This is a genomic window from Caballeronia sp. KNU42, assembly GCF_053760385.1.
This window is the reverse complement of sequence record NZ_CM132390.1, coordinates 899,621-924,323: the sequence shown is the minus strand read 5'-3', so window position 1 is coordinate 924,323 and position 24,703 is coordinate 899,621. Positions and strand designations below refer to the sequence as shown.

Sequence of the window (24,703 nt, the reverse complement as noted above, 5' to 3'; positions counted from 1 at the left end):
GTCTATTTCGGGCTGGAGCGCTCGGATCATCGGCCTCGGAAATCAAAGCCGGAACACGCTCACCGCACGGCTCAACTGTTCGGCCTGCTCGAGCAAGCCGGCGGTCGATTGTTCTGCTTCTCCAACCAGCGCCGCATTCTGCTGAGTCGCTTCGCCGATCTGCGCCACGGCAAGGTTCACCTGCTCGATGCCGCTCGATTGCTCACGCGACGCCACGCTGATCTCGCCAATGATCGTGTTCACCCGCGCGACGCGCTCCACGATCCCGTTCATCGTGCCGCGGGCTTCTTCGGCGATCCGGTAACCATCGGCGACGCGGCCAACCGATACCGCGATCAGCGCCTCGATCTCCTTCACCGCCGCGGCGCTGCGCTGAGCCAGCGCGCGCACTTCCGACGCCACCACGGCAAAACCCCTGCCGTGCTCGCCGGCCCGCGCCGCCTCCACGGCCGCGTTCAATGCGAGGATGTTGGTCTGGAACGCGATGCTTTCGATCACTGACGTGATGTCTGAAATCTTGCGCGCTGACGCGTCGATTTCACCCATCGTCGCAACGACCCGGCCGACCGCTTCGCCACCGGCGCGCGCTGCATCGGATGCCGATGCCACGAGCTGATCCGCCTGCGCCGTATTGGCGGCGTTTTGCTGCACGGTGGACGTGATCTGCTCCATGCTCGCCGCCGTTTCTTCGAGACTGCTGGCCTGCGTCGCGATGCGCAGCGAGATGTCGCTGCTGCCCGCCGCCATCCGTCCTGTGCCGTCCGACATATCCGCCGACGCGCTGCGCACCTGCGTCACGATGCGCGCAAGGCCGGTCGCAATGCCGTCGATGGCAATCATCAGCCGGCCGATATCGTCCTCCCGCGTGGTCGCGAGCCGCACGCTCAGATCGCCCGCCGCGATGCGTTCGGAGGCTTGCGTCAGTTGCGCGAGCGGCCGGCCCACCAGCCTCGCGACCGCGACGAGCAGCACGGCCACGAACGCGGCGATCACGATCAGCCCGATCAGCAGGAAGCGGTTGCGCGTGGCGCGCACGCCCGCGAGCAATTCGTCGCGATACGCAATCCCGCCGATCAGCCATTGCCATTCCGGCACCGTGCGAAACACGATCTCCTTCGCGCCGCCGTGCACCTTGGGATCGGCGGCGTCGGGTATCTCGGGGGCGTCGAAGGAAAGACGGCCTTCTTTCGCGTCGAGCATCTGCTTGAAAGGCGCGATGCGTTCATCGGCGAGCGGGGCGGCGGTACCAGTTGCAGGACCGCCCAATCCCGGATGTACGAGCAGCTTGCCGCGATTCGGCCCGTTCGAGGCATCGATAACGAAGAAGTAGCCGTTCTGGCCGATCGTCAGGTCGCGGATGTTCTGCTGCAGCGTTGCAACTTCCGGCGTGACGTCCACGCCAACAAACAATGCGCCGATCACGCGTCCCGACGCATCGGTGACGGGCTTGTACTCGGTGATGTACTGCTTGCCGAAGAGCGTTGCCATGCCGATAAAGCGTTTCCCGTCCAGCATGAGCGCGTACGCCGGGCCCTTGCGGTCGAGCAGCGTACCGATCGCGCGTGCGCCGTCCTGCTTCTTCAGCGATGTCGTCACGCGCACGAAATCGTCGCCGGTGCGCGCAAACACCGTCGCGATGGCGCCGCTGCGTTCGAGGAACTGGTCGGGAATCGAGAAATCGAGGTTCATCGGCTTGTCGCCGGCCTTGAATGTGGGTGTCGCCACGCCACCGATATCCACCTTCTGCGTTTCATCGAGCGCGAAATCCGTGGGCAGGAAGCTCGAAAAGAGCGTCATGTAGCGCTCGACTTCGGCGCTGACGGCCTTGTCGTAGAGGCGGATCATCGTGCCGATCGCGCGGTTGTCGTCGTCCATGCGTTCGAGCGCCTGCGCGTCGATTTGCTCACCCGCCAGATGCGTGACCGCGATGGTAAACCCGGCTACGACCGTGGCCGCGAGTGCACAAGCGAGGATGGCGAATTTCGCACCGACACTTGCCCGGCGGATGTTGAATAGAGACATGGATGAACCGGATGAACGAAATGTAGGGGATATGAAGGGTTAACGGCATCGGCTCGCGATTCTTGATCGCCGCGGTTCCACCGCGTCCCTTACGCACGCTCTCAAAGCAGCCAAATCCCGACATCGTCCATCCGGCCACAATCCTGGAATATGATGAGCCGGACGGAAAAAGCGGCCGCAACCCGAACGACACAGCGTCTAAAACTCAAATAAGCCCAAAAAAACTTTACGAATCGACCGTCCACTTGCTCTGGCGCGACATGTAAAAAAACGCCAAAATCGGCCCCGCACTGCCCGCAAACCCTTGCCCCACAAGCCTCCGGCTTTTGATCCGCCAAAAATGGCAAATCGGAGTGTCGTATTTCCACATGTGACTGTCGGAAATAGTCGGCAACCCGCACTTTTTTCTGGCAACTATGTATGCAGAGCGCGGACGCACGTCCGCCAACCAGGAGAGCGTTCGATGAATTCCCACAAGGTCGTGGTCGAAAACCTGTGCAAGGTGTTCGGCACGAGCCCGAAGCAGGCGATCGACATGCTTGCCGGCGGCGCAACGAAGGAAGAAGTTTTCGCCCGCACCGGACAGATTGTCGGCGTCCATAACGTGTCCTTCGAAGTGAAGGAAGGCGAGATTTTCGTGCTGATGGGCCTGTCGGGTTCAGGCAAATCGACACTGATCCGCCTCATCAACCGGCTGGTCGAACCGACCGCCGGCAAGGTGCTGATCGATGGCCGCGACGTGGCGTCCGTGCCGCGTTCCGAGCTCACGTCGCTGCGCCGCAAGGACATGAGCATGGTGTTCCAGTCGTTTGCGCTGATGCCGCAACGCACAGTGTTGTCGAATGCGGCGTTCGGGCTGGAAGTGGCGGGTATCGGGCGCAAGGAACGCGAGAAACGCGCGATGGCCGTGCTGGAGCAAGTGGGTCTGGCGCCGTTCGCGCAGAAGCTGCCGGCCCAGTTGTCGGGCGGAATGCAGCAGCGCGTGGGCCTGGCGCGGGCGCTGGCCGTGAACCCGTCGCTGATGATCATGGACGAGGCATTCTCCGCGCTCGATCCGTTGAAGCGCAAGGAAATGCAGAACGTGCTGCTCGATCTGCAACGCGAACAGCAGCGCACGATCATGTTCGTGTCGCACGATCTGGAGGAAGCCCTGCGCATTGGCACGCGCATCGCGATCATGGAAGGCGGCAAGGTGGTGCAGATCGGTACGCCCCAGGAAATCATCTCGAACCCCGCAGACGACTACGTGCGGGCGTTCTTCGAAGGGATCGACACCAGCCGATACCTGACCGCCGGCGACCTGATGCAGACGGACGTGGTGCCGTTGATGAAGCACGGTTCGCAGATCGACGCATCGAGTGTCTCGCAGGCGCTCAACGGCAGCGCCGACTACGCGTTCGTGATGGACCACGAGCGCAAGATTCGCGGCTTCGTGTGCCGCGACGCGATCGGGCAGGCATCGCCGGAAATCAATCTCATTGAATGCATCCAGCGCACCACGCCGCTCGACGTTGTCGTCAGCCGGGTGGTCAACAGCCGTGCGCCGCTGCCGGTGGTGGACGCGGATGGATCGTATTGTGGTTCGGTCAACAAGACGAATGTTCTCAAGGCTCTGACTCGGCATCGAGGTTCCCATGTCTGAAATTATCCCGCTCGGTACGTGGGTCGATCACGGTGTCAAATACCTGCTCGACCACGATGCAAACACCTTCGACGCTATCGGTAAAGTCATCGAGAGCTTCGCCGCGCTGATCGAACACGGCCTGCAGTCCATCCCCATGTGGCTGATGATGGCGATCTTCGTCGGCATCGGCTTGTGGCGCGTCGGCTGGCGCTTTGCGCTATTCACGTTGCTGTCGTTGCTGCTGATCTACGCCACCGGCTTCTGGGACGAGATGGTGATCACGCTCGGCCTGACACTGTCCGCCACCTTGATCAGTTTGCTGCTCGGCATTCCGCTCGGAATCTGGACGGCGAAGAGCAAGACCATCGAGACGATCGTGCGTCCGGTGCTCGACCTGATGCAGACCATGCCGGCTTTCGTGTACCTGATTCCGGCTGCCATGCTGTTTGGTCTTGGCCGCGTCCCGGGGATCTTGTCCACGGTTATCTTCGCCATGCCGCCTGCTGTGCGTTTGACGTCGCTGGGTATCAAGCATGTGAACCGCGAGATCGTGGAGGCGGGTCAGGCATTCGGCTGCACGCCGTGGCAACTGCTTTACAAGGTGCAGTTTCCGAACGCGTTGCCGTCCATCATGACCGGCGTCAACCAGACCATCATGATGGCGCTGTCCATGGTGATCATCGCTTCGATGGTCGGCGCCGGCGGTCTGGGCAACGACGTGCTGGCGAGTATTCAGCGGCTGGATATCGGGCTGGGGTTTGAGAGCGGTTTGTCGGTGGTGCTGCTCGCGATCATTCTTGACCGCATCACGGAAAGCTTTGGCCGGTCGCCGGGTATGGCGCGGGCGCCGCTGCTGTCGGGGCTTCGCAGCGTGATGCGCGTGCGCCGCGCACCGGCTGCGCAGCAAAGCTAAGCAATCAGGCAGCGAAGTAGACGTAAAGCCAGGCCAGGGCTCAAGGATAAAAACCCGATGAAACGCGATGCGATGGTGCCGGACAGGATTCACCCTCCTGAGAATTCACCGTTATCGAAGCTTGCGCACTTCGGGTTCCTGACGCTGCCTAATTTTTCGATGATCGCGTTCACCAGCGCCATCGAAGTGTTGCGCATGGCGAACTACGTCGGCCGGGCCGAGCACTACACATGGTCGGTGATCACCCCGGACGGCGAACCGGCGCGCGCGAGCAACGGCATTACCGTGAAGCCGACGAAAACGCTGGCCGAAGCGGGCACGCCGGACGTGCTGATCGTCTGCGCGGGCTGGCATGTGCGCGATTACGTGGATGACAAGGTGATCGCATTGCTGCAGCACGTCGCGGCGCAAGGCGTGCCGCTTGGCGGCGTGTGCACGGGCGCGTATGCGTTGCTCGCGGCGAACTTACTGGATGGGTATCGATGCACGGTGCACTGGGAGGACATGTCGCCGTTGCACAAGCGTTTCCCCGACGTGCGATTCGCCGATGAACTCTTCGTGATCGACCGTGACCGCGTGACCTGCACGGGCGGGACCGCGCCGCTCGACCTGATGCTGAACCTGGTTGGGCAGCGGCTCGGGCAGGCGCATGCGGCGCAGGTGTCCGAGCAGTTCATCGTGGAGCGGATTCGCGGCACGACCGATTACCAGCACATTCCTGTTGATGCGCGTGTGGGTTTTTCGCGTGCCGAGCTGATCGAGGTGGTGCGGCTGATGGAGGCGAACATTGAAGAGCCTTTATCGCTTGAAGAGCTCGCGCGGCTGGTGAAGCTTTCGCAGCGCCACTTGCAGCGCATGTTCAAGATGTTCCTGAGTGTTTCGCCGACGCATTATTACCTCACGCTGCGGCTGCGGCGAGCGCGTGAGCTGCTGCGCAATACCGATGCATCGATCTCGCGTGTAACCGCTGTGTGCGGCTTTCATTCGCCGTGTCATTTCAGCAAGGCGTACCGCGCGCAGTTTGGCCACGCGCCGAGTATTGAGCGCAGGCAGTCGGCTTAGTGATCCTTTTAGTGATCCGTTTTTAGACGTGGTGCGCTCATTGGGGCGCGGCATCGTCGTGTCTGGCAGTTTCCAAAATAGGGAGAAAACATGAAACTTCACGGAATCGCGTCATCGTGCGCGCTGGCTGTCTTGCTGAATGTCACGATGTCCGGCGGCGCGTTCGCGGCTGATCCGGCCACGTGCCAGAACGTCCGTTTCGCCGATGTGGGCTGGACCGATATTGCCGCGACCACGGGTCTGGCGACCACCGTGCTGCAGGGCCTCGGATACAAGCCGACGAAGACCATCGCGTCGGTTCCTATCACGTTTGCCGGTATCAAGAACAAGCAGATCGACGTATTCCTGGGCTACTGGTCACCGACGATGGACCCCATTGTCGATCCGTTCCAGAAGGCGGGCCAAGTCAAGGTATTGCCGGCGCCTAACCTGACGGGCGCGAAATACACGTTGGCGGTGCCGGACTATGCGTATAACGGCGGCCTGAAATCTTTCGCCGATATCGCCAAGAACTACGACAAGCTTGACGGCAAGATCTACGGCATCGAGCCGGGTAATGACGGTAACGCATTGATCAAGAAAATGATCGATTCGAATCAGTATGGGCTTGGCAAGTTCAAGATGGTCGAGTCGAGCGAGGCCGGCATGCTGGTGGAAGTAGGCCGCGCGATTCGCGAGAAGAAGTGGATTGTGTTCCTGGGTTGGGAACCGCATCCGATGAACGTGACGATGAAAATCGATTACCTCAGTGGCGGCGACGATGTCTTCGGACCGAACTATGGCGAAGCCAAGGTGCTGACGGTAACGCCGCCGGATTATGCCGCGCGCTGCCCGAACGTGGCGAAGCTGGTCGATAACCTGCGCTTTTCGACGGACATCGAGAATCATGTGATGACGCCGATCATGAACAAGACCGATCCGAATGTTGCCGCGAAGCAGTGGCTGAAGGCGAATCCGGCTGTGCTGGATAAGTGGCTGGCAGGGGTGAAGACGTTTGACGGCAAGGATGGATTGCCGGCTGTGAAGGCGTATGTAGCGGCGCAGTAACTTTGTTCGCGCCGGTGGACCGTGGGGTCTGCTGGCGCGGGTGACAAAAATCTAGATAGCCTGGGCTCGCCCCGGAAAAGTCTCATCGAAATCCGCGGCAAGGTCGAGCGTCGCGGTGCTCGCGGCATCGTCGGGTGTTGCCGTGCCACGCTGCTCGCGGTACATCATCGGTGGAAGCCCGAACTGCTTCCTGAATTCCCGCCCCAAATGCGACGCATCGGAAAAACCGCAACTCGATGCAATGTCCGCCACCGTCTTGTCCGAACTCGTCAGCAACCAGGCAGCGGTCCGCAACCTGACCTGCTTCGCGTAGGCCTGCGGCGCCTTGCCGGTCTCCGCCTTGAACAAACGCTCCAGTTGCCGCGTCGATAAATCCAGTTTGTGTGCAAGCTCATCGAGCGTCAACGAACGCCCCACATGCTGTTCCATCAGCAGGATTGCCCGCTTTACTTTCGGATGCGTGGCAGGTGCAAGCCCCGGCGGATGCGGCTGCGGCGCGTTGCCCTTCTGCATGTCGTCCACCAGCAAGATGCGCAACGCCTTTTGCACCGTGGCGGCCTCGAAATGCCGCAGCAGGATAGCTGCGGCAACATCAATGGATGCCCGTCCGCCCGAGCACGTAATGCGACGGTGATCCATCACGAACAAACGGTCGGCGACCAGCATCTCCTCATTCACGCCCGGAAAACGCTCGACGAAATCCCAGTAGTGGAACCAGCTCACGCAGATGCGGTAACCATCCAGCACGCCCGCCCGCATCAGGGAAAACACACCCGTGCAGATTCCGACAAGCGTCGCGTCCGTGGTCGCGGCACGGCGGATGAATTGCAGCGTGGCATCGCTCGCGCCCGCGCCGGAATGCAGCAGGCCGCCCACAACCACCACGTAGTCGAAGGGCTCCGCTTTCTCGAAGGTTTCCCAAGGCGTGATCTGGATGCCGCAACTCGCGCGCACCGGCGCAAGCGTTTCCCCGATCACGCTCCACGAGCAGCGCACAGGCTTGCTGAAATCGCCTTCATCGGCCGACAGGCGCAATAAATCGACGAAACCGGAAAACGCCGTCAGCGTGAAATTCGGCAGCAACACAATGCCAAAACGGATGCGCTGTTTGGACGCCGTGTCGGGCGATTGAGGGGGAAGAAGGTCAGCGGGATTCATGCGCTTGCCAGAGATGTGCAGCCGTCATTCGGGCCATAGGGGATGGGCGACATGGCCACCCGGTAATCAATCAGCATATCACCGTCATTAACCGGTCTGAAATACCGGGATTTACGCGGTCATCGTGACGCCGTGGGTTTGATAAGCCTTGCACGGAATGCAGAACGGAAAACGGCTTGCCCTGATCAGGGCAAGCCGTCTCCGATAGTCAGCTGTCTGCCGGCTATTTTTTAAGCATCAAGGCCGATTTAGTACGAGCTCGATTTTGGCTTGGTGGCCCAATTAATGAGCAGCGTGGTCGACGTGCTTGGCCTTCGTGTATTTGTGATGATGATGCGGCTTTGCATACGACACAGCCGGCGCAGCAACAGCCGCAACGATAAAGACCGCGAGGACTTTCTTCAGAATATTGTTCATGGGATGAACCTGATGGGCGAGAGTTTGGTGACTGGTTGATTCGAGCGCATTCGAAGATGCCGACACAGTGTATCGCAGCGATTGTTGAACCCCGAAGGGTAAATAAGTCCCATGCTGAAAGTGTTGTATACCGCCGACACGTCATTCTTGCGCCGATTTTCCGCCTTCATTCCTGCCCGATTTATCGCATTACGCCGCGTACCAGTCTTGGTGTGTTTCATCTTCTTGTGCTGTGCCATGCCGGTTTTCGCCGCCGATCATCGCTAAAGCGCCTTGCCGTCCGCCCGTGTTGCCGCACTGACGCCGCCATCCCACGAGCATGCCGTTTTTGTTCTATCAGCCGAAATTGGCATGGGGTGCAATGGCTACCTAGTGAAATCCCATGCAGTCCACCGACAAGGCACCCCATGAACGTTAGCGTTTTCGATCTGTTCAAGATCGGCATCGGTCCGTCAAGTTCGCACACGGTCGGCCCGATGATCGCAGCGTGCCGCTTCGCTTCGCATATCGAAGACGCAAACCTGCTCGCGTTCGTGCGCCGTGTGCGGGTGGATTTGTTCGGCTCGCTGGGCGCGACCGGCAAGGGTCATGGCACCGATAAAGCCGTGCTGCTTGGACTCGAAGGCAATCTCCCCGACACGATTGATCCGGATGTGATCGAGCCGCGTCTGCGGGAGATCCGCGAGTGCAAGAGCCTGAACCTGCTCGGCAAGCAGGCGGTTAAATTCGACGAGCGCGAGCACATAGGTTTCTTTCGCAAGCTGATGCCGGGCGCGCCGGGGTCGAGCGTCGTGCATCCGAACGGCATGCGCTTCCAGGCCTTCGATGAAAACGGCCAGCTCGTCGTCGAAAAAGAGTACTACTCGGTCGGCGGCGGTTTCGTGATCAACAGCGAAGGCACGCGGGTGAATGGCGTGCAAGCGGGCGGTGGCGTACCGCATCCGTTTCGCACCGGCGACGACCTGATGCGCGTGTGCCGCGAGACAGGTTTATCGATTGCAGAGATCACGATGCTTAACGAATCCGCCTCGCGCCCCGAACGTGAAGTGCGCGACGGCTTGCTCGCGATCTGGCGCGTGATGGCCGCGTGCGTGGAACGCGGCTGCAAGGTGCGCGGCGAATTGCCCGGCCCGATGCACGTGAAGCGTCGTGCGGCCGACCTCTCCGCGCAGTTGCGCAAGCATTCCGAAGAGTCGTTGCGCGATCCGCTCTCCATGCTCGACTGGGTCAATCTCTACGCGATGGCCGTGAACGAGGAGAACGCCGCCGGTGGCCGCGTGGTGACCGCACCCACGAACGGCGCGGCCGGCGTGATCCCCGCAGTGCTGCACTACTACGTGAAGTTCATGCACAACTCGACCGACGAGGGCATCGTCACGTTCCTGCTGACCGCGGCGGCTATCGGGATCATCTACAAGGAAACGGCGTCCATCTCCGGCGCCGAAGTCGGCTGCCAGGGCGAAGTCGGCGTGGCGTGCTCGATGGCCGCAGCAGCGCTCGCCGCCGTCATGGGCGGTACGCCGACGCAAGTCGAGAACGCCGCCGAGATCGGCATGGAACACAACCTCGGCATGACCTGCGACCCCGTTGGCGGGCTCGTGCAGATCCCGTGCATAGAACGCAATGCGATGGGCGCGATCAAGGCGCTCAACGCGGCGCGCATGGCGATGAAGGGGGACGGCACGCACTACGTGTCGCTCGACAACGTGATCAAGACCATGCGCGAAACCGGCGCGGACATGAAGACGAAATACAAGGAGACGTCACGCGGCGGGTTGGCCGTGAACGTCATCGAGTGCTGATTTTTAGGTTTGGCAACCGCATTTGCACCATCAACAAGTTCAAGGAAACACCATGAGCCGCTATTCGATCTTCAGCCTGTTGCGCAACGGCATGTCGTATCACGAGAACTGGGAACGCCAGTGGAAAAGCCCGGAGCCCAAGCAGGAGTACGACGTGGTGATCGTCGGCGGCGGCGGGCATGGTCTCGCGACTGCGTACTATCTCGCCAAGGAACATGGCGTGCGCAACGTCGCCGTGCTCGAGAAGGGCTGGATCGGCGGTGGTAATACGGCGCGTAACACGACCATCGTGCGTTCGAATTATCTGTGGGACGAATCGGCGGCGCTGTACGAAAAGGCGATGCAGTTGTGGGAAGGGCTTTCGCAAGACCTGAACTACAACGTGATGTTCAGCCAGCGCGGCGTGATGAACCTCGCGCATACGCTGCAAGACGTTCGGGATACTGAACGTCGGGTGAACGCGAACCGCCTGAACGGTGTCGATGCCGAATTCCTCACGCCTGAACAGATCAAGCAGATCGAGCCGACCATCAACTTGAATAGCCGATACCCGGTGCTCGGTGCGTCCATCCAGCGTCGCGGCGGCGTAGCTCGTCATGATGCTGTGGCATGGGGTTTTGCGCGCGGCGCGGATCAGGCAGGTGTGGATATCGTGCAGAACTGCCAGGTGACGGGGATTCGCCGCAACGGCAGCCAGGTGATCGGCGTGGATACCACCAAGGGTTTCATCAAGGCCAAGAAGGTTGCGGTCGTCGCGGCAGGCAATACCTCTTCGCTTGCCGATATGGCCGGCATCCGGCTTCCGCTGGAAAGCCATCCGTTGCAGGCGCTTGTGTCTGAGCCGATCAAGCCGGTGGTCAATACAGTGGTGATGTCGAACGCGGTGCACGCGTATATCAGCCAGTCCGACAAGGGCGATCTCGTGATCGGCGCCGGTGTCGATCAATACACGGGCTTTGGTCAGCGCGGCAGTTTTCACATTATCGAAGGGACACTTGAGGCCATCGTCGAGATGTTCCCGGTGTTCTCGCGCGTGCGCATGAATCGTCAGTGGGGCGGGATTGTGGATGTGTCGCCGGATGCGTGCCCGATCATCAGCAAGACCGATGTGAAGGGTTTGTACTTCAACTGCGGCTGGGGCACGGGCGGCTTCAAAGCGACGCCTGGTTCGGGCTGGGCCTACGCGCACACCATCGCGCACGACGAGCCTCACGCATTGAACGCGCCGTTCTCCATCGACCGGTTCTATACGGGTCACCTGATCGACGAACACGGCGCTGCGGCCGTCGCCCACTAACCGGCTCTTGGAGAGAAGACATGTTGCTGATTGAATGCCCCTGGTGCGGGCCACGCGCCGAAAGCGAATTCTCATGCGGCGGCGAAGCCGATATCGCGCGGCCGCTGGACACCGAAAAGCTCACCGATAAAGAATGGGGCGACTACCTGTTCATGCGCAAGAACCCGCGCGGCGTGCATCGTGAGCAATGGATGCATGCGCAGGGTTGCCGCCGCTGGTTCATGGCGCAACGCGATACCGTGAGCTATGCATTCCAGGGCTATGAAACGTTCGCCCGGCCGCTCGCCGTGATGGAACAGAAAGAAGAAGGACAATCCAAATGAGCCAGAAAGACCGACTCGCCACGGGCGGGCGCATCAACCGCGCGATCGCGCTCACGTTCACGTTCAATGGCAAGACGTACCAGGGCCATCAGGGCGATACGCTCGCCTCGGCGCTGCTCGCGAACGGCGTGCATTTCGTTGCTCGTAGCTGGAAGTATCACCGGCCGCGCGGCATTGTGACGGCCGATGTGGCTGAACCGAACGCAGTGGTTCAACTCGAAACCGGCGCTTACACGGTGCCTAATGCGCGCGCCACCGAGATCGAGTTGTATCAGGGGTTGATGGCGAGCAGCGTGAACGCCAAGCCGAGCATCGAGAACGATCGCATGGCGGTGAACCAGAAGATTGCCCGGTTTATTCCGGCGGGCTTCTACTACAAGACCTTCATGTGGCCGCGCAAGTTCTGGCCGAAATACGAAGAAGTGATTCGCGATGCAGCGGGTCTGGGCAAGGCGCCGGAACATGTGGATGCGGACCGTTACGACAAATGCTTCGCGCATTGCGACGTGCTCGTGGTCGGCGCAGGACCCTCGGGTCTGGCTGCGGCGCATGCGGCGGGCTTGTCGGGTGCACGGGTGATTCTCGTCGATGACCAGCCTGAACTCGGCGGTTCGCTGCTGTCGTATCGCACGGAAATCGATGGTGCGCCGGGCTTGAAGTGGGCGCAAAAAATCGAAGCTGAACTGCGCAAGATGCCGGATGTGAAGATCCTGTGCCGCAGCACGGCGTTCGGTTATCAGGATCACAACCTCGTCACGATCACGCAGCGTTTGACCGAGCATTTGCCGGTAACCATGCGCAAGGGCACGCGGGAACTGCTGTGGAAAGTGCGCGCGAAGCGGGTGATTCTTGCCACGGGCGCGCAGGAACGGCCCATCGTATTCGGCAACAACGATCTGCCGGGTGTGATGCTGGCGTCGGCGGTGTCGTCGTATCTGCATCGCTATGCGGTCCTGCCGGGACGCAATGCGGTGGTGTTCACGAACAACGACAGCGGCTACCAATGCGCGCTCGATCTGAAAGCGGCAGGCGCGCAGGTGACGGTAGTGGACCCGCGTCTTGCGAGCGACAAGGGCGCATTGCAGGCCCAGGCGAAACGCTACGGCGTGAAGGTCCTGAATGGATCGGTCATCACGGTGGCGCATGGCAAATTGCGCGTGGCGTCGGTCGAGGTCAGCGCCTATTCGAACGGTACGGTCGGCGTGAAGCAAGCGGACCTGTCTTGCGACCTGCTTGCTGTGTCCGGCGGCTGGAGCCCGATCTTGCACCTGTTCGCGCAGTCCGGCGGCAAGGCGCACTGGCATGACGAAAAACTTTGCTTCGTACCCGGTAAAGCGATGCAGGCCGAGAGCAGCGTAGGCGCGTGCGCCGGCGAATTCACGCTTGCCCGTGCGATCCGTTTCGCGGTCGATGCCGGCGTGGACGCCGCGCGTGCCACAGGTTTGATCGTGGCGCGTCCGACGCCGGTGCAAGTGGCCGAGGTCAGCGAAGCGCCGCTCATGCCGTTGTGGCTGGTCGGTGGCCGCGAACTGGCGACACGGGGTCCTAAGCAATTTATCGACTACCAGAACGACGTATCCGCGGCCGATATCTTCCTGGCCGCACGTGAAGGTTTCGAGTCGGTCGAGCACGTGAAGCGCTACACGGCGATGGGCTTCGGCACGGATCAGGGCAAGCTCGGCAACATCAACGGCATGGCGATTCTCGCTCAGGCGTTGAACAAGACGATCCCCGAAACCGGCACTACGACCTTCCGTCCGAACTATACGCCGGTCACGTTCGGCACGTTCGCCGGCCGTGAGCTGGGCGAGTTCCTCGATCCGGTCCGCAAGACCGCGGTGCACGAATGGCACGTGGAAAACGGCGCGGCGTTCGAGGACGTCGGCAACTGGAAACGGCCTTGGTATTACCCGAAGAACGGTGAAGACATGCACGCGGCCGTTGCGCGCGAGTCGCTGGCAACACGCACGAGCGTTGGCATTCTCGATGCATCGACGCTTGGCAAGATCGACATCCAGGGTCCCGATGCCGCGAAGCTGCTCAACTGGGTGTACACGAACCCGTGGAGCAAGCTGGAAGTGGGCAAGTGCCGCTACGGCCTGATGCTCGACGAAAATGGCATGATCTTCGATGACGGCGTGACCGTGCGCCTCGCCGACCAGCACTACATGATGACCACCACCACCGGCGGCGCGGCGCGCGTGCTGACGTGGTTGGAGCGCTGGCTGCAAACCGAGTGGCCCGACATGCGGGTGCGGTTGGCATCGGTGACGGATCACTGGGCGACCTTCGCCGTGGTGGGTCCGAACAGCCGCAAGGTCTTGCAAAAGGTCTGCCGCGATATCGACTTCGCCAACGCCGCGTTCCCGTTCATGAGTTATCGCGAAGGGACCGTGGCGGGCGCTGCGTCGCGTGTGATGCGGATCAGTTTCTCGGGCGAACTTGCTTACGAAGTCAACGTGCCGGCGAACGTCGGGCGCGCTGTGTGGGAAGCGCTGATGGCCGCCGGCGCCGAGTTCGACATCACACCGTACGGCACGGAAACCATGCACGTGCTGCGGGCGGAGAAGGGTTACATCATCGTCGGTCAGGATACCGACGGATCGATGACACCGTACGATCTCGGCATGGGCGGATTGGTCGCGAAGTCGAAGGACTTCCTTGGCAAGCGCTCGCTGACGCGCTCGGATACGGCGAAGGCGGGGCGCAAGCAACTCGTCGGCTTGCTCGCGGAAGATGCGTCGTTTGTGATTCCCGAAGGCTCGCAGATCGTTCCGGGTCCGTTCACGGGTGATACCGCGCCGATGCTCGGTCACGTCACATCCAGCTATTTCAGCCCTATTTTAAAGCGCTCGATTGCGATGGCTGTCATCAAGGGCGGTCTCGACAAGATTGGCGAGTCGGTGATGATCCCGCTCGCAGGCGGTAAACAGATGCCGGCAAAAATCACGAGCTCGGTGTTCTACGACAGCGAAGGAGCACGTCAACATGTGGAATGAAAACAGAAGCAACCAGACGGTCGTGGATCGCGCAATCGGGCAGGGCGTGTGGCAGGAGTCACCGCTCGTAGGTGTGGATGGTCTGCTGAAAAAACATCAGGCGAGCGCGTCGAAGGCGTTTCGTCTCGTCGAGCGGCCGTTCCTCGAACTGGTCAACGTGCGTGGGGATCTGCGCGACGCCGCGTTTGTTGCGGCGGTGGAAAGCGTGATTGGTTGCAAGCCGCCCGAGAAGCCGAATACGACGGCGACGGGCAACGGCTACGACCTGATGTGGCTCGGCCCGGACGAGTGGCTTGTGCGTTCGACTGCTGCGCATTCAGCGACGCAGGCCGCGCCGATGGAAGCCAGGTTGCGCGAGGCGTTCAAGGGATTGTTTGCCGCCGCCGTCGATATCGGCAGCGGTTACACCGTGCTCGAAATCAGCGGCACGCGTACGCGCGATGTACTCGCACGCGGGTGCCCGCTCGATCTGCATCCGAGTTTGTTCTGCGTCGGCCAATGTGCGCAGAGCCATTATTTCAAGGCTTCCGTGACGGTGCTGCCGACCGGTGACGACAGCTTCGACCTCGTGATCCGCCGCAGCTTCGCGGACTACTTCGTGAAGATGATGCTCGACGCGGCAGCGCCGCTGATGTCGTGAAACCGTACGAAGCATTCGGAACATTAAGCCCGGGCGGCCGAGGCTGGCGCATCGTTGTCGATGAGTTCGTGGTGCCTACGCGTATCGGCTTGCATGCTCGGGAACATCTGGCGCCGCAGCCCGTTGCCATTGATGCGAGCCTGCATTATCGAGGTGTGCCGGCCGAGGAAAACGCGCACGAGCTGATCGATTACGAGGCTTGGTGCGAGGGCGTGTCGAGCTATCTGGAGAGCAAGCCGCATACACGCTTGCTCGAAATGCTAGCGGTGGAAATTGCGGCGCTATCGTTCACACGATGGCCCGCGCTCGATGCGCTGACGCTGCTGCTGTACAAGCCGAAGATTCGCGAAGGCACGCGACGCGTGGGCATTGAACTCGATTGGCATCGTGCAGATTTCGACGTATGGCGTGCATCGGCCGAGTTGCATGCGGCGGCAGTGGGCTGAAACGGCCATGACGTCGACGCGCGTTCAAACCGCCGGACTTTCGCAGCTTGCGTGCGAGCAGCATGATCCTTATGCGGCGCTCGCGCTGCTCGATCGCAGCGTAGCGCTCGGGCACCGGAGGATTGCGTTGATCCGCTATCTGCATGCGCAGTATCTCGGTGCGCCGCTCGAGCCGCGCCATCATGAGTATGTTCACAAGGTGGCCGAACGCTTGAGCACCGAGACGATTGCGCGCATAGCGATGGCCGCGCGTGCGCGGCTCGAAAGTTGATTCAGCGTGCGGCTTGAATGTCGAACGATCGCCGCACGACCATCAACGACGAAGCCAGCACACAGCCGCACGACACTGCGACGGACAACGCGGCACCCACCACACCGAAGGCGACACAGAGCGCCGAAAGCAGCGAGAGCGAGCCGGCGACTTCCATGGTCGAGAGGATGAGGAACGATCTCTTGCTGATTGAGAACACCATTAGAGAGGTGATCCGGCAGGCGAACATAAGCGCGGCGCCCGTAAAAATCAGCGAGAGAAACAGCCATTGAATCGAGGGTGCACCAAGACTCGCCGTGGGGAATAGTCTCATTTTGTAGGCGCAGAAGGTCGCGAGGGCGAGCAAGACAAACGCCAACGCGCCAAGCGCGAAGCCCAATGAAACAGAAAGGCGTTTCGCCGATGCTAAAAACCATCCCCGCATGCGCGAATGGACGACAAGCGCGAGCGCTTGCCCCAGATTGAATGCGAGGTTATGCACGCTTTTTGCCCCGCGATACAGCGCCGCACCCGCTGGCCCGAGAAGCATCGCCGCGATGATCACATCGAGGTGTTTCGCTCCCGAGAAGATCGCGTTCGAATACCAGCTGCTGACCAGTTCCTTGCCGCCGAGTTTCGCCAGTTGCGGGAATGCGGCTATTCCCCGAGCGCTGCGCTGATTGACTTTATCGTGCTGGCGCAAGGCAAGATAAGTGCCCAGCAGCATGGCTCCATAGGAACCCTCGACCATCAGCAGCAGGTCAGGAAGATACGGCGACCAGGACGCATTCTTCGCGACAAGCCAGACCACTGCGCAACGACTTAGCGCGGACACGGTGGAGACCGAGCATATCGCACCATTGCCGCCATTGAGACGCAAATAGCCGAGTGCGAAATGGGACATCGCGTACCCCACTGGAGCGATAACGAGTACGGGTAAAAGATGCGGGATTGCGATAGCGCCGTAACGTGACAGAATGCTTGCCGCCACGATAAAGAACAGCGTGGAACCGGTCGCACTGAGCGTATCCAGGAACAGCAAGCTCTGGAAGCGATCACGAATTTTCGCGACGCTGTAGAGCCGTGCCGATCCGAAGTTGAACACATCTATCGACACAAAGAATAACGCCACCAGCGCGTACGAACGGCCTAGCCACGCGGCATCGAGATATCTCAGCGCGAACACGACCGCGAAGAAGTTGCTGATGGCGGGCAACGCCGAGCCGAGCGTCACATACACCAGATCCTTACGCATTGAGATGAGCCCGGGCGAGCGCCGCGCAATACGCGCGATAGCGCGATTGCAGCGCGGAGTAGCCAAAGGGTCGCGCTGCCCCGCGATCAGATTCAGCGCACAGAGCCAGCAGTGTCCTGTCGCGGGCCAATGTTTCGATGCGCGTTGCCAACGCGATGACATCGCCGGCTGGCACCATGCTTGTCACGTTCAATACTTCGGAAATACCGCCCACGTTTGACGCGATGACCGGGGTACCGGCAGCCATTGCTTCCAGCATTGCGCGCGGCATACCTTCCTGATAAGAGGGCAGCACGAACACGTCATGTTGCACGACATGAGCGGCTACGCTGTCCGCATCGATGAGCCCCAGGAAACGTACGTCATCGGAGACCCCGAGCCTCGCCGCCTGCGCTTCGAACTCACTGCGCAGCGCGCCATCCCCGATCAAGGTCAGAGAACAATCGACGGCTCGCCGACGTAACTCCTCCATGGCCTCAAGCAGGACCCCATGGCCTTTGCTGTGGTTGTGCATCATGGCGGTGTTGATGATTCGCAGGTGTCCGTCGGACGCAGCCGTGCGCACGCCGGATGTCTGGAACAATGCGTCGGGAAGATACACATCGCTGAAACTGAACATCTTGTCCGGGCTCTGTGCGGGGTAGCGGATTTGCAAATAGTCGCGCGTGACGTAGTGAACGGTGAGCGCATGCCTTGCCGCAAAGCGCGTGCTCCAGCGATGAACGAATCCCGCAATCGAACGCAATGGATGCTTCGACGCCGACGCGCTGAAATAATCCGCGGGATCGGCGACCACTTCGACCGAGAAGCGCTTGCCGCTTATCAGGCACAGCAGTAAGGCGAGCGACGCGATATTGCCGGGGAACCGGATCAGCACAATCGACGCCGCCGAGATTTCCCGGCAGAGCCGAACCAGCAAACGCGGCAAGCTCTTGACGAGCCCCGACGCGCCGCGGTTAGCTCCCAGGTCCACGAAGGAAACACGTTCACCCACGACGCTCTCTCCCACCGCCTCGGTTGCAGGAAACGAACGCGCGACGATGACGACGTCGTCGAAACATTGCGCAAAACGCGCGCCAAAACGTGCATAGCCCATATGCGGACTGATGATCTGACCGGCTACGCGGCGGAAGTTACCGTCCATGATCAGCGTGATCGAACGCTCGCAGTTCATGTTTGATGGCCTCCACAAAAAATTGATGACTGTGCTGCGCGCTGCGCTCGACACGCGACCAGTACTGCTCCTCATCGAGCACAATCGATCGCACTGCGTCAGCGACAGCTTGCGGGTCGAAGTCGCTCGCATGAAACGCGAAGTCATCCAGGCCAAGATCGGCGAATGCGGCACGGCCTTTGCGCTCGTAGGCCAGATGCACGCTTGGCACGCCGGCCAGAATGCTCTCCAGGCTCCCATGCAGCCGCACTGAGACGACTATCGCGTTGCCCTCAGCAAGCACGTCCTTGAGCAGCACTGCGTTGTTCACACCCAGATGCTCCCGGTAGAACACGTCGTCGCTGTTGCCGCGGCCGCGCGCCTGGACGGCCAGCTTTGCATCAGGAAGAAGCGCCATGAGCGCGCGGACCCGTTGCAGATAAGCATCGCGATACGGCTTTCCCTGCAGGTCGCGAAAGACCAGGTAGACCTGCGGTGCGACGGCGGCGGGGCGCCTTAACGCACCCGCCATCGCATCCCTGGCGATTTCCAGAACCACCAGGTCTCCGGTGCGGGTTGCACCGGGGTGTGCCAGTTCGAGCACGCTTTTGTCGTCGCGCAGGAAAATACGTTCGACATGGCTGCGCACCAGCGACGCCAGCATTTTGCCGGGACGCGTATCGAACGGTCCCACGCTCTGAGGGAAATAGATTCGGTGGCTACGGCCGCCGATGCCGGACATGAAGATCTGGCTGCCATGTGCAATGAACGACTTCCAGCCTTCCGACTTGCTCGATGCGCGCAGGTAGCCGCCGCCCACGCCGAAATAGACGACCCGACGGCGTGAGAACGCGTTGCCAATCCTGCACCACAAGAACTCGCCCAGAGATATCAGCTTGATATTCGGGTCGTCCAGATAACCTGCGAATGAAGCCTTGTCCAGACATACAACCGTGATTGTCCGGGTCACGCCCGCAGCGCGGATCGCCTTCAGGCTCAGTTTGACCAGCAGTCCGTCGCCGCTGTTGTGGGAGCTATAGGCGTGCAGCAGATAGTAGTCAGGGGCGTTCATAGCAACTCATCAGGGTGTTGAGGAAACGATCGATCTGAAACGTACTTTCGAAGACGTGACGCGCATTTGTGCCCATGCGTCGGCATTCATCCAGCGTCAGCCGGTTGAGGTTGTCGGCCAGGCAATGACCACTTAGTTCGCGGAGGATGACGCCGTTATACCCGTGGATGACCTGCTCAGGCAGCGAGCTTTCTCCGGAAACGACAATGACCTTGCCCGCCCGCATGGCTTCAATAGGCACGAGCGCAAGCCCCTCCCAGCGCGAGGGCACCACGACCACATCCATCTCCTGCATCGCGTGCCGGATCCCGGCGGCGTTGAGCCAGCCGTGATACGTAATACAGGTGTCATCGCTTGCGCCCTTGTTCGCGTCAATTCCCCCGCGCACCGCTGCACCGTACGCATGAAGCTCAAGCCTTGCATCAAGCAACGGCAATGCTTCAAGAACCACATCAAAGCCTTTCTGATAATCAAGGCGTCCGAAATATCCAACTTTGATCGAATGGGTTTCATCTTTTTGTTTCGGGGCATAGACATGATCGTCGGAAGCAATGCCGGTATAGATAAACTCGATCTTCTCAGCCGGAATCCGATATCTGCGCGCGGCGCGCAGTTCGTCAAACGACATGCAGAGAATCTGGTCGCAGCGTCGCGCGAGCATTCGTTCGACGAGACCATACCCCCACTTGGCCGGTGTCGTCACGTCCGTCTTGAGGAACGACCACGCATGTGGCGTATAGATGATCCTGACGCCGGCATGGTTTCGCATCCGCACATACATGCCTGGAAACGAACTGTGGCAGTGGACAACATCGGCGTACAACGACGCTATGCAGCGTTGCAGGCGTCGCGAGATCGACCAGAACCTGGCAGGGTTGCGGCTCGATCGATAGTGGACTATGTCCACACCCTCGATATGCAAACCACCCTCCAATTTTCCCAGGTCGCAAAGAAGCGTCACCTGGTGGCCAAGGTCTCGTTGCTTGATAGCCAGCGTCTGCACGTAGGTTGCAATTCCGCCGGTCCACGTTTCAACTACATGAACGATTTTCATGACATGCGCCCTCCGCTGGCGACGGTGTCTTGGCCACGCCCGGAGAACCTCAACACGAAGGCCATCGGCAGCGCGAACAAGACGATCCAGCGCACGACGTAATAAGCGATGACGTTGGAATCAAATAAAAAGAACAAAAACGGCAACGGCATCAGGACGATTTTCAGCGGTAGCCATTTTCGATGACGCGAGTCGCTTAACGCGTTGACAGCGACTAACAACAATGCAGGAAATCCGAAGGCCAGCACGTAGCCAATCAAGCCGAAGTTCGCCAGAAATTCACCGGGCATGCCGAACAAAAGCGTGGTTTCGTCACCGCCGGATGACTGGACGTCACTCACGATGCCGCTTTTTTCCTGAGCGAATGTGGCGGGCCGGTCATCCCATATCGCTTTCGGTACGATCGAGGCTGCGGCTCCCGCAAAGCTTCGTCCCATGGGCAGATCGTAGGAGGTCTTCATCACCGTTTCGATTGTTTGCGCCTGTACGTCGAAGCGCGAAAGATCGCGAAACAGGAAGAAGCTGACAGGACCCATGCTGAGTTCGAGTGCGCGTTGATCCGCGAATCGTTCGGTCAGTTCACCGAGGTCGGAATAGTCGACGCCAAACTTAAGCGGCATCAGCAGCAATGCGATTACCGCCAGCAAAACGGCCGACGTTTTCGCCGCACGGCGGCTAACGGGTGCAATCAGGAAGTGATAGAGCAACGCGGCAAACAGGTAGACAAAGATGATGCCTTGACGATTTCCAAACACACCTGAAGACAGCCAGCCGAGTACGCCCAGCTGAGCGAATGCGAATGCCGTCATCAGCTTGCTGCAGCGAGGGCGCAGCGTCAGGCATACAAAGATCCAGAGCGGCGCAGTGTTCGCGAGGGCCTGGACAATGCCGAGGCCTCCGAGCGGATCGTAGTCGGTGACCGAGCTTTGAAGTCTTTCGTCGTAGAGCTGGACAATGTTCGCGTAACCCCCGAGCTTCACATAGATCAGCACGATGGCGGCAACCGAAGCCAGCGCGAAAAAGTACACCAGTCCCGTCACGCCCGTCTGCCCATAGGCGATGCGCTCACGCGGCCCCAGACGGCGCTGCGCGACGTCCAGCGATAGCTTCAGGAACCAGACTCCGGCAATGCTGAGCAGGAACCACAACATGACCGATGTACTGTCTTGCGGGAGCAGGTTGAGATAGATCTCGTCCCCGGCGGCGAGTTGCCAGGCGGGAAGTACACAGAAGGTCGCAAGCAGGAAGAGCTTGAACAGACGCAGCAATTCATTGCGCGGACGGATCGCGAGAATACTCACAGCCAGGATGGCCGCGAGCATCGCGGTCAATCCGGTGATCTTGCCGAGAAACAGCGTGCCGACCGCAATCAGGATACTTCCCGCCGCGAGCACAAGCATGGGTACGGAAGCCTGTTCGCGGCGTTGTATTGGACTGGCGGTCATTTTTTCGACCCTTTTCCCTTGGCCGGCGCGTCGTACTCATATGCCACATACCGGTATTGACCGTACTTGGAGCCGTAACGCAAACCTTTGGAGTCGAGGCCATTGAAGATCACGCCCTTGACGGCTACGTTCGCCTGTTCGAGTTGCTTCGTCGTTTCAAGCAGCTCGCCGATAGTCGTGCGCTTGAAACGACCGACCAGGAATACCGTCGCGCAATGGGCGGCAATGTTGGCGGTATCCGAGACAGCGAGGACCGGCGGTGTATCGACGATCACCAGGTCATATCGTTCGCTCAACTGGTCCAGGAGACGCGCCATGCGCTCGCTCTGCACAAGGTCGGCGGAGTTCGGCGGCAAGACGCCCGTGCTGATGAAGTCGAGTCCGGCGGTTACGTCGCGATGAACCACGTCGTCTATGGTCGCGGTGTCTATCAGCAGATCGGACAGACCTGACGTGCGTTGCTTGCCGAAGTACTGGTTGAGGTAGCCCTTGCGCAAGTCTGCATCGACCAGCAGGACACGCTTACCGGCGGCAGCGAGTACGGCGGCAAGGTTGGCGGATACAAAGGACTTACCGATGGATGCTGTGGGCCCGGTGATCACCACGCGATTATTCGCGGCTCCGAGCATCCCGAACTGCAACGCGGTGCGGAAACTGCGCAGGCTTTCAATGGGTGCGTCGGTTGGCCCCGATACCGCCAGCAGATGCACACCCGGAAGACGTGCATGAATGGCCTTGGCGTGTGTCAGTTGCGCCGGCGAGAACGGTACCGTTCCATACACTTTCATGCCGGTGTGCTGTTCGATCTCGTGCGCGTTGGTCAGGCCGCCAAACAGACCATCGCGAACAAATGCGGCGACTACACCCAGCATCATGCCGATGATCGCCGCCAGCGCGAGAACCATTGCCTTACGCGGTTTGACCGGTTCTTCGGGGATATTGGCAAAGTCGATCTGACGGACGGTACCGACCTTGCCGGCCTTCACCAGTTTCAGGCGCTCGACGTTATTCACCACGTTGACGTAATTATCGCTATCGACCTGAAGATCGCGCATGAGCCGCAACGAATTCTGTTCGAGCTCGGGCAATGTCTTCATGCGGGTCGCCACGCTGCTGCTTTTTGCGCTCACTGCGTCAATCTGCTTGTCGAGTGCGCGCAATGCCGGATGACCTGGCGCAAAGCGTGTCAACAACTCGGCCTTCTGCTGTTTCAGCGCGAGTAACGAGCTCTCTGATGCGACGCTTTCCTGCAGATACGCCGTGCCTTCCTGACTCAGGTTGAAGGTGCCACTCTTGTTGCGAAGTGCGTTGTAGCTATCCTCGGCGGCGCTTAGCTTCGCCTTGAGGCGCGGCATCTCGCCTTCGAGGTAGGAGAGGGAGCTTTGTGCTTCCGCTGACCTGCGTTCGACGTTCTGCGTCACGTATTCCTGCCCGATCTGGTTCAGGATGGTTGCCGTCAGCGAAGGATCGGTTCCACGCAGCGTGGCGCTGATGATGCCGCTTTGCTTTCCTTTCGCCATGATGTTCAGGTTCTGCTGCAGGCTCGACACCGTCTTGGGTTGCGAGTTGCGCACGAGAATGAATTGCGCCCCGGCCTTCGCATGAAGTTCAGTGACGAGCAGACGGAACGTGCCCACGTCTTGAGTAACCTGCAAGGGAGCGCCCACATGACCGCGGATCGGTTGCGCGAGATCGGAATTGTCGAGTTGGAACGCACCGTCACTCAACACAGTCAGCGTGATTTTTTCGCCTTCAATCGACTTGGGAACATCGAAGGTCGCGATCTGCAGCGACTCCGCACCCCACGCGTAGCCACCCATGCCGAAGAGTCCCGGATTGGAGAGGTGCTTGTTACGGCCGGCGATCCATGAGCCGATGAGCGGAAAATACTTTGGCTTTGCATCGATATAGAGTTGCAGCGTATCCACTGCTTTCCCCACCACCATGCGCGAGGGCAATATTTCAAGTTCGGCCGCAGCTTGCGTCTTGACGTCGAACAGGGACGACGCGTCGCCCAACAGACTGCTCGCGTTCATGCCGCTGTCTTCAACCTGGATCAGCATATCTGCCTCGTACACCGGCGGCGCGATGACCGCGTACGCCGCGCCGATGGCGAGCGTAATAGCCGTGATTACGCCGATGACGCGGCGGTTCGCAAGCAAGACATCCAGATAGCGAACGAGGTCGAGTTCCTCGACGGGCGACAACGCGACCGTGGTTTTCGTGTTTTCGGTTTTCATTAGTATTTCTCTGTATTCGGTTCTTGAAGTGCCCGGATCTGGGGCACCCAACTGCTTACACACTGCTCGATCAAATGGAGCGCGTGTTCAAAGGAAGAGCGAGGTTGGCGATACGGATCGGGGATGTCCGGCCCTTCGTGTTCGCCGAGACAAAACACCTTTCCCGCCGACGTTGGATAACGCCGATGCACCTCTTGTTTCTGCTGCCGGTCCATCACCAAGATCAGGTCCGCATGGGTCACCAGCGCAGAGTTGACCTGCTGACCCCGGTGCGCCGAGATATTCAGTCCTGCTTCGGACATCAATGCAATCGAGGTGGGGTCGGCGGGCGCGCCGATCATTGCGTCGAGGCCGGCGGAGCGAACCGTCATGCCGGGCAACGCGCGTAACAGCAGCGCTTCGGCCATCGGGCTTCGACAAATATTGCCGATGCACAATACGAGGATGGTTTTCATGCCAGCGACGCTTCGGTGAGATTCGCGGC

21 protein-coding genes are annotated in these 24,703 nt (G+C 60.3%); 11 read left to right on the top strand and 10 right to left on the bottom strand.

The window, feature by feature from the left end; genetic code table 11:
• Positions 1-42 precede the first annotated feature (42 nt).
• Positions 43-2,022 (bottom strand): methyl-accepting chemotaxis protein, encoded by a 1,980-nt coding sequence (locus tag ACSOSP_RS35385; protein ID WP_455315284.1) that lies wholly within the window; start codon positions 2,020-2,022, stop codon positions 43-45.
• A 463-nt stretch (positions 2,023-2,485) separates the two neighbouring features.
• On the opposite strand from ACSOSP_RS35385, the gene ACSOSP_RS35380 reads away from it, so the two are divergent.
• The 4 genes from ACSOSP_RS35380 to ACSOSP_RS35365 all read left to right on the top strand — a co-directional run bounded on the left by ACSOSP_RS35380 (position 2,486) and on the right by ACSOSP_RS35365 (position 6,668).
• Positions 2,486-3,664: a quaternary amine ABC transporter ATP-binding protein gene (locus ACSOSP_RS35380; protein WP_455315283.1), complete on the top strand. Its 1,179-nt coding sequence runs from the start codon at positions 2,486-2,488 to the stop codon at positions 3,662-3,664.
• Complete coding sequence (gene choW, locus ACSOSP_RS35375) at positions 3,657-4,559, top strand: choline ABC transporter permease subunit (protein WP_062085271.1); 903 nt, start codon at positions 3,657-3,659, stop codon at positions 4,557-4,559. Before ACSOSP_RS35380 ends, choW begins: the two co-directional genes overlap by 8 nt.
• A gap of 57 nt (positions 4,560-4,616) precedes the next feature.
• Complete coding sequence (locus tag ACSOSP_RS35370; RefSeq protein ID WP_455315282.1) at positions 4,617-5,621, top strand: GlxA family transcriptional regulator; 1,005 nt, start codon at positions 4,617-4,619, stop codon at positions 5,619-5,621.
• Positions 5,622-5,768: 147 nt separating this feature from the next.
• The gene (locus ACSOSP_RS35365) at positions 5,769-6,668 is read left to right on the top strand and encodes a choline ABC transporter substrate-binding protein (protein WP_419177980.1); all 900 of its coding nucleotides are present in this window, start codon (positions 5,769-5,771) and stop codon (positions 6,666-6,668) included.
• 51 nt (positions 6,669-6,719) lie between these two features.
• Here the strand turns inward: ACSOSP_RS35365 and ACSOSP_RS35360 are convergent, their stop codons facing one another.
• A complete protein-coding gene (locus tag ACSOSP_RS35360) occupies positions 6,720-7,826 on the bottom strand; it encodes a GlxA family transcriptional regulator (protein ID WP_455315281.1) in 1,107 nt (368 codons plus the stop codon).
• Positions 7,827-8,108: 282 nt separating this feature from the next.
• Positions 8,109-8,243 (bottom strand): hypothetical protein, encoded by a 135-nt coding sequence (locus ACSOSP_RS35355; RefSeq protein ID WP_455315280.1) that lies wholly within the window; start codon positions 8,241-8,243, stop codon positions 8,109-8,111.
• A 407-nt stretch (positions 8,244-8,650) separates the two neighbouring features.
• Between ACSOSP_RS35355 and ACSOSP_RS35350 the strand changes: the two genes are divergently transcribed.
• The 7 genes from ACSOSP_RS35350 to ACSOSP_RS35320 are packed head-to-tail and all read left to right on the top strand — an operon-like array spanning position 8,651 to position 16,021.
• Positions 8,651-10,045 (top strand): L-serine ammonia-lyase, encoded by a 1,395-nt coding sequence (locus ACSOSP_RS35350; protein WP_455315279.1) that lies wholly within the window; start codon positions 8,651-8,653, stop codon positions 10,043-10,045.
• 52 nt (positions 10,046-10,097) lie between these two features.
• Positions 10,098-11,342 (top strand): sarcosine oxidase subunit beta family protein, encoded by a 1,245-nt coding sequence (locus tag ACSOSP_RS35345; RefSeq protein ID WP_031356901.1) that lies wholly within the window; start codon positions 10,098-10,100, stop codon positions 11,340-11,342.
• 20 nt (positions 11,343-11,362) lie between these two features.
• The gene (locus tag ACSOSP_RS35340; RefSeq protein WP_031356900.1) at positions 11,363-11,665 is read left to right on the top strand and encodes a sarcosine oxidase subunit delta; all 303 of its coding nucleotides are present in this window, start codon (positions 11,363-11,365) and stop codon (positions 11,663-11,665) included.
• Positions 11,662-14,664, top strand: a complete 3,003-nt coding sequence (locus ACSOSP_RS35335; protein ID WP_455315278.1) for a sarcosine oxidase subunit alpha family protein — start codon at positions 11,662-11,664, stop codon at positions 14,662-14,664. The genes ACSOSP_RS35340 and ACSOSP_RS35335 overlap by 4 nt, the downstream gene beginning before the upstream one ends.
• The gene (locus ACSOSP_RS35330; protein WP_455315277.1) at positions 14,654-15,304 is read left to right on the top strand and encodes a sarcosine oxidase subunit gamma; all 651 of its coding nucleotides are present in this window, start codon (positions 14,654-14,656) and stop codon (positions 15,302-15,304) included. Before ACSOSP_RS35335 ends, ACSOSP_RS35330 begins: the two co-directional genes overlap by 11 nt.
• The gene (locus tag ACSOSP_RS35325; protein ID WP_455315276.1) at positions 15,301-15,750 is read left to right on the top strand and encodes a dihydroneopterin aldolase; all 450 of its coding nucleotides are present in this window, start codon (positions 15,301-15,303) and stop codon (positions 15,748-15,750) included. The genes ACSOSP_RS35330 and ACSOSP_RS35325 overlap by 4 nt, the downstream gene beginning before the upstream one ends.
• Positions 15,751-15,757: 7 nt before the next feature.
• On the top strand, positions 15,758-16,021 hold the full coding sequence (locus tag ACSOSP_RS35320) for a hypothetical protein (RefSeq protein WP_455315275.1): 264 nt from the start codon (positions 15,758-15,760) through the stop codon (positions 16,019-16,021).
• A gap of 1 nt (position 16,022) precedes the next feature.
• Here the strand turns inward: ACSOSP_RS35320 and ACSOSP_RS35315 are convergent, their stop codons facing one another.
• The 7 genes from ACSOSP_RS35315 to ACSOSP_RS35285 are packed head-to-tail and all read right to left on the bottom strand — an operon-like array spanning position 16,023 to position 24,674.
• On the bottom strand, positions 16,023-17,255 hold the full coding sequence (locus ACSOSP_RS35315; RefSeq protein WP_455315274.1) for a hypothetical protein: 1,233 nt from the start codon (positions 17,253-17,255) through the stop codon (positions 16,023-16,025).
• Positions 17,248-18,429: a glycosyltransferase gene (locus ACSOSP_RS35310; RefSeq protein ID WP_455315273.1), complete on the bottom strand. Its 1,182-nt coding sequence runs from the start codon at positions 18,427-18,429 to the stop codon at positions 17,248-17,250. The genes ACSOSP_RS35315 and ACSOSP_RS35310 overlap by 8 nt, the downstream gene beginning before the upstream one ends.
• Positions 18,389-19,480, bottom strand: coding sequence for a polysaccharide pyruvyl transferase family protein (locus ACSOSP_RS35305; RefSeq protein ID WP_455315272.1), 1,092 nt, complete (start codon positions 19,478-19,480; stop codon positions 18,389-18,391). Before ACSOSP_RS35305 ends, ACSOSP_RS35310 begins: the two co-directional genes overlap by 41 nt.
• Complete coding sequence (locus ACSOSP_RS35300; RefSeq protein ID WP_455315271.1) at positions 19,467-20,534, bottom strand: glycosyltransferase family 4 protein; 1,068 nt, start codon at positions 20,532-20,534, stop codon at positions 19,467-19,469. The genes ACSOSP_RS35305 and ACSOSP_RS35300 overlap by 14 nt, the downstream gene beginning before the upstream one ends.
• Positions 20,531-21,979, bottom strand: coding sequence for a hypothetical protein (locus ACSOSP_RS35295; protein ID WP_455315270.1), 1,449 nt, complete (start codon positions 21,977-21,979; stop codon positions 20,531-20,533). The genes ACSOSP_RS35300 and ACSOSP_RS35295 overlap by 4 nt, the downstream gene beginning before the upstream one ends.
• Positions 21,976-24,219: a polysaccharide biosynthesis tyrosine autokinase gene (locus ACSOSP_RS35290; protein WP_455315269.1), complete on the bottom strand. Its 2,244-nt coding sequence runs from the start codon at positions 24,217-24,219 to the stop codon at positions 21,976-21,978. Before ACSOSP_RS35290 ends, ACSOSP_RS35295 begins: the two co-directional genes overlap by 4 nt.
• The gene (locus tag ACSOSP_RS35285; protein ID WP_455315268.1) at positions 24,219-24,674 is read right to left on the bottom strand and encodes a low molecular weight protein-tyrosine-phosphatase; all 456 of its coding nucleotides are present in this window, start codon (positions 24,672-24,674) and stop codon (positions 24,219-24,221) included. Before ACSOSP_RS35285 ends, ACSOSP_RS35290 begins: the two co-directional genes overlap by 1 nt.
• Between the last annotated feature and the right edge of the window lie 29 nt (positions 24,675-24,703).